The organism is Tullyiplasma multilocale ATCC 49900, from assembly GCF_000483165.1.
Classification (GTDB): Bacteria; Bacillota_I; Bacilli_A; order Mycoplasmatales; family Mycoplasmataceae; genus Tullyiplasma; species Tullyiplasma multilocale.
Genome location: NZ_AXXW01000009.1, coordinates 1 through 4,796, shown reverse-complemented (window position 1 = coordinate 4,796; position 4,796 = coordinate 1). Strand labels below are relative to the sequence as shown.

The following is a 4,796-nucleotide window of genomic DNA, read 5'->3' as shown; positions in this document are numbered from 1 at the left end:
CGACAAAAAAGAACGTGAAGCAAATAGAACTGATTTATCTATGTTAAAAGGAGATATTGGTTTAATTCCTGGTAAAATGACCCCGAAAAGAATGCTTAAAGCTTTAAACAAAGCAAATGGATTTATACAAACGGATTTAAACGAAAATGGGTTCAGAACTGAAAGCATTCCAGATGAAAGCAAATTAATTACTGAATATGATGTTGATTTTCAAGTTAGAAAATATACCAAAATAGATTGAAGTAATGGGGAAAGAAAATTTATCAATCCATCAGAAGAATGAATTCCTTTAGTTCAACATAATCTTCCTGATGAAAAAGACGAGTATATAGGTGGAGAGGATAGTTGAATAGCCTTCCTTAAAATCATTCCTAAGATTAATTCTGATGACTCTCATAAATATAAAGGTGAATTAGAATTACAATTCACCTATCAACAAGAACAACGTGCTGAATATATTGAACAAGATGGAAGGATATCTTCTTGGTCATTGAGTAACGTAAGAGTTGAAACAGGATGAACTGGTAATGAAGGGTTTAGCCTTTTTTTACCATATAAGTTTCGTACTGGTTTAGAAGGTTCTGAAGAATATAAACGCACTTTAAAAGAAGAAAAGGCATTAACTAAAGTTACTAAAATTGGGTGATTTTGAAATCGTGAAACAGATTTAATCACAGCTTTAACTATTCCGAGATTTGTTGAAGAAGTTCCAAGTGAATTACCACAAGAAATAGAATCAATTGAAAACATGTTTTGATCATATATAAGTTCGGAAAGAAATATAAAAACTAATATTTCTCAATGAGACACATCAAATATTAGAAGTATGTGGAGAACATTGGAAATAGAACATTGGAAACAAGACTTATCTAGATGAAATGTTGAAAATGTAACAAAAGCTAAAAAATTTTCATATCATTTAGAAAAAGAATATATGCCTAAATTTAAAGTAGATTCGGGTGGGTGATCAAGATAACTTTTAAAACTAAAATCTTGTTAGTACTAATATGTTATAATTTAATTAACAAAACAAACACATTAATAATATTAAATAGAATTTCATTTTAGATATTCTATTTTGTGTTATATGTGTCGAAACAATCACTTAAGGGTGGTTGTTTTTTTTTATTCCTTTAAGTGATTTATTAGTTTTGTAAATTAAAAAGGAGGTTAAAAAATAAATGATAGGATGAATCGTTAATGGAATTGGCCAAATTATATGATATACGTTAGTCATTCCATTTCTATCGCTCGTAAATGGATTTGAAGTTATCTTTAAATATTTGGTATTCGAATTAGCGGGACAAGTAGTCTTTCGAGGTAAACCAATGAAAGTTGAAAACATTCCAACAGAATTTTGATATTTCTGTGCTTTTGCTGCTATTTTAGGTTTTGTCTTTTTTGTACAAAAACTAGTTGTTGCTTATTTTCAGGGAGGCGAAAGATTACAAGAAGCTACTATAAGTGCTTTAAAGTTCTCGTGTAAAGGAATTGGACTAATTTTACTTATTCCCGTTATTTTAGTAGGAATTATGTTTATTTATCAAGGCGTTGCTTATTTAACTGGACAAGTATTTTCATCTAATGGAAACAAATTCAATCTAGCTGATAAATTATACCAAATGGCATATCAAGGTTCATCATTAAGAAACCCATCAAATGGTGAATGAACAGGACCTATAATGGATGACGGAAGTGCTTTACAATATCCAACAGATTGAATTTATGGAACTGATTGAAATCCTTTAGTTTCAATTGCTGCTGGAGTTATTGGAGTTATTTTCTTATTCAAAATGTCTTCAAAAATCTTTCAAAATTACTTTTGAATTTTTTTCTTAGCAATTTGATCATCAGTTGCCGTTATTACAATGGTAAAGGATGAAGGAACTCACTTTACAGATTGAAAAAATAGACTATTAGAGAAAGTTTTTGGATTAGTTGGTGTTTGAGTTGGTTATTTAGTATTTATGATAGGAATAGCTTTAATTTCTGAAGTGCCAATATGAGTAACTCAGTCACAAATTTTAATGACCGCAAGTGATGTTCAAAAAAAGGTTGTTCAAGTAGCGTTGCCGTTATTAATGTTAATGGGTCTAACTTATGCATGTTATCAAATTTCAGAATATATAGCAGATTTCTTCCACTTAGAAGAAGTTTCTACAAATATGAACAACAGTACTGCAGATCGTATTGCTCAAAAAATGAAAGCACGTAGTGCAACAGCACTTAAATCTAGTGGACTAGCTATTGCTGGAGGAGGAGCGTTAGCTGCTAAAGGTATTGCTTCAACTGGAGTTTTAGGAAACACTGCTAAATTTAGCGCTAGAAACTCATTAAGTAAAAAATGAACTAATTCAAGCATTGGCAACAAAATAAATTCACGTAGAGATGTTAAATCTAAAGCTTTAAACGCTAAATCAGAAAGATTTGCTATGCATTCTGATAAATTACATAATAAAGCTCAAAAAGCCTTAGATAAAGGAAATATTCAAAGATCTAATAAACTTTATATGAAATCTGTAAAAAGAACTGACAAATTCGTTAAAGCTGGAGCAAAATCTGAAAAATTAAATAAAAAGGTTCAAAAATTTAAAGATAAAAAGGAATCTTTTAAAGAATAAAGCTTCAAGCTTTATTAATGAGTTAGCTAGTGCTAAGAGATGTGCGATTCATCTATAACTCACCAATTATTAAAAACTTATACCATTTTATATCAATTTATATAACTTGCTATAAGTTTAATACAAAAGAAAGGAACTGACATAATGACAAAGAAATGGACTTTTTATCATAAAAAACCAGATAAAATAGTAAAAATTAATCGAAAGAATCTAAAGAAATATAACTTAGAAGATGAATTGCCCGATTGAGTATATAAACGTCAAATAAAAAATAAAGCTATTAGACTTAAGAAATTCAAAAAAATTAATTTAAATAGTTATGAAATAACCGGGTTTTGAGAAAGGAAGTTAAATTATTTTAAAAATTATTATATTGCCGTAATTGCTATTATGTTTATTTTAGGATTTGCTGTTACTGGAACAATTCAATTGTTTGTTAAATCAGATTTATTGAATCCATCCAATGCTTTAAATTTGAAAATTGAAGAATTAAACAAAGTTAAAGATAATTCTTTTTTTAAAAATAAGGAGTTTAATATTAAAACGTTAGATGAGTATATTAAAGAAGAATTAAATTTGGATATTTTTCAAAAACAAATTACTGAAATTTATGGAAATATAAATGATTTTAAAAAAGAAGATAATGAAATTGTTAGTTACTTTAATCTTAATACTCTAGATAATTTAATTAATGATCCTATGATAAAAAATTCCTTTTTTGATAAATATAATAAAGCTTTAATCTATAATTTCAATTTAAATAAAATTTTAGAAAAAGATAAACGTGCGATGACTGTAGATGAAATGAAAAAATATTCAGAATTAGGAGTTTTAGAAAAGTACTTCGATGATTTTTATAGAAAAAATATCAAAGGTACATCTAAACAAGTTAACATACAACGTTTTAATCAATTAGAAATATTATCATCCACTAAAGATGTTGTTGAAACAGATGCGCTATTAGCTAACGAAAATTTAAGTGAAAAAGATAAATTGGATTTATCGAAAACTAAGACGTTTATGAAGAACATGCAAGTTAATTTCAAAATAAATAATCTTTGATATAGATATCTTGGCTATTCCTTTAAAAATGATTTAAATTCATTTGAAATTAAAGAAAAACAAGCTTATTTTAAGGAGTTAAAGGAAATTAATGGATTATGACTAACAAACATGGAGAAAGAGTTGTATAAGGTTAAAAATGGAGTTAATAAATGATTTTGAGAAGTTGATGGTTATAATAATAAACTACAATATGATTCAAAAGTTAAATTTTTACATAAATTTAAGAATAATCAAAAAATAACAAGAGCAGAACTAAAAGAAGTTTTAATTCAAGATAATTTTTTTAAAAATAATTTTAATACTAAAGAAAAAGTTAATATTGATGATTTTTGAATTAAATATAATGGTTATTCAAAAATTGAACAAAAAAATGAAGGAACTAAAGAAAATCCTAAATATTCTTGAAGAAATTATTATAAATTTACTTTTATATCCAAAAATGATAAAGGTTCATTTGAACTTAACATTGCTGATAATAATTTTAGAATTGAAAATTTAGATTTTGATGTTGAATTAAAATATAATGATATTTTTGAAAATTATCAAAATGAATATTTAATTGATTTAGTAAAAGAAAAACAAAGTTGATTTATACTTTTTGAAATATTTTAAAATAAATGTTTATTTATATTAAAAAACAAAAAAATAGGTGAAGTGGTAACAAATAATACTAAATGGTATGAAAAACATAGTAAATGGTAATAATGTATTCGATTATTTATTTTTGAATAACAATTTTAAAGCAAATAAAAAACCTAACCCAAAATAATGTGGTTAGGTTTTTAAATACTGTTTTTATCCATTTTAAAGGCCTAATTCAAGGATTATTAGAAGTTTCTTTCTTCTCATCCAATATTTTTCTTTTCGATGTCTGATAAATGGGTTTTAAAGAATATTTTCTCCATTCCACCATTAATAAATAAAAAGTTATTAGTTTGTTGGGTTCTGATGTTTAAAATTTCATTTTCAGTAAAAGCATTATAGTCAGAATATAACTCTGTTAAATCTTTCATGTCAGTTTCCTTTAGCTTTCCTATAAATGAAAACTGAGAGTTATTTAAAATAGCTCTTGCATCATTTATTGCTCCAGCCTTAACAAAGTCTGTAACG

At 26.2% G+C, this 4,796-nt stretch carries 4 protein-coding genes; 3 read left to right on the top strand and 1 reads right to left on the bottom strand.

Features of this window, described 5'->3' with window-relative positions:
- From G319_RS09600 to G319_RS09590, 3 genes are all read left to right on the top strand, one after another.
- The coding region (locus G319_RS09600) for a BspA family leucine-rich repeat surface protein (RefSeq protein ID WP_035358855.1) at positions 1-976 on the top strand (976 nt) is incomplete at its 5' end.
- Positions 977-1,181: 205 nt separating this feature from the next.
- Positions 1,182-2,621 (top strand): Mbov_0396 family ICE element transmembrane protein, encoded by a 1,440-nt coding sequence (locus G319_RS09595; RefSeq protein ID WP_026389590.1) that lies wholly within the window; start codon positions 1,182-1,184, stop codon positions 2,619-2,621.
- A gap of 144 nt (positions 2,622-2,765) precedes the next feature.
- Positions 2,766-4,298, top strand: coding sequence for a hypothetical protein (locus G319_RS09590; RefSeq protein WP_035358854.1), 1,533 nt, complete (start codon positions 2,766-2,768; stop codon positions 4,296-4,298).
- 215 nt (positions 4,299-4,513) lie between these two features.
- Here G319_RS09590 and G319_RS07285 read toward each other — a convergent pair.
- Positions 4,514-4,796: hypothetical protein (locus G319_RS07285; protein WP_035358851.1), on the bottom strand; the 283-nt coding region annotated here is incomplete at its 5' end.